This window comes from Vibrio sp. Vb1337 (assembly GCF_033338715.1).
Lineage (GTDB): Bacteria > Pseudomonadota > Gammaproteobacteria > Enterobacterales > Vibrionaceae > Vibrio > Vibrio alginolyticus.
On sequence record NZ_JAWOTD010000231.1, the window covers coordinates 1 to 1,090 of the forward strand.

The following is a 1,090-nucleotide window of genomic DNA, read 5'->3' on the forward strand; positions in this document are numbered from 1 at the left end:
TCATCAATCGCGCTTTTGATTGAGCTGACTTGGGTTAGCACCTGATTAACCAGCGAATCAATTTGTTCGCTCGCTTCACTGGCTTTGCCTGCCAAATTTCTTACCTCGTCCGCCACCACGGCAAATCCGCGGCCTGCTTCACCAGCGCGTGCAGCCTCAATCGCTGCGTTGAGAGCCAATAAGTTCGTTTGGTCAGAAATCTCTTGGATAGTAGATACAAGGTGGGAAATAGAAGTCGCGGTGTTATCTAATATCTGCACAGATTCAATGCTTTGAGTGGCTTGCGAGCTAATTTTTACGGCTCGGTCATCCAGACGTGCGAGTGCTTGATGTGTTTGCTTGAACATATCATCAAGCAGCTTTAGCTCTTCGTTTTCATGCGCCATAGATTGAGCGCTTTCGACCATCGCTGTGCGAATGGTTTGGAGCATATCTCCGCCTTTCAAGCTGCTCGACATCAACTCGTCGCTACTTTCGTAACGCTGTTGCGCTGTGTTCAGTAGTTGTTTGGCTTCTTTTAACTGACGTTCCAACGTCTCAACGTCGGTTTGGTACTTGTCTTTAAGGCTCGCTAATTCCTGCTTAAGCGCCTCATTTTCCATTTTTAATTTTTTTGATCCGAACATGTTTTTTATAAATGCAGCAAGGTTTTAAAAAATTCATGTTAAATCAGTTGGATAAGCAATGCACCATGACTTTCATATACTTGTTCATTTTTGTCACATTTTTTATGTGGGTTTTCATAAAAAGAGCGAAAGTCGCCCCTATCAATGTGAACGTGGTCAACACTGAGTGACGGATGAGTGAATCTAAATGGAAAGCTATGGAATAGAAAAGGGCGGGTGGAAGATAGGGGAAGAGGGCTCTTCCCCTTAGTATTTCGAGTGCTGAGGTTTTACTTTATGTGGAAAATTTGTTCAGTTTCAAGAGACGTCATCGCGCGAATTTGACGCCAAATGTAGTAAAAAATACCAAACATCATCAACATGCTAGGAATGGCGATCATCGGGTAGCTGTAAAGTGTCAACTTACCGAGCTCTTCATTGAAGGCCGCGGTGCCTGATGGACTGGTGACGATCCACGTAGCAAG

1 protein-coding gene and 1 pseudogene are annotated in these 1,090 nt (G+C 44.4%); both read right to left on the reverse strand.

Annotation, left to right across the window (positions count from 1 at the left end; genetic code table 11):
* Positions 1 to 626, reverse strand: a 626-nt coding sequence (locus R7E42_RS25250) for a methyl-accepting chemotaxis protein (protein WP_318073273.1), incomplete at its 3' end; no start/stop codon positions are given.
* A gap of 269 nt (positions 627 to 895) precedes the next feature.
* Positions 896 to 1,090, reverse strand: a pseudogene (locus R7E42_RS25255) (MFS transporter); the annotation flags it as partial.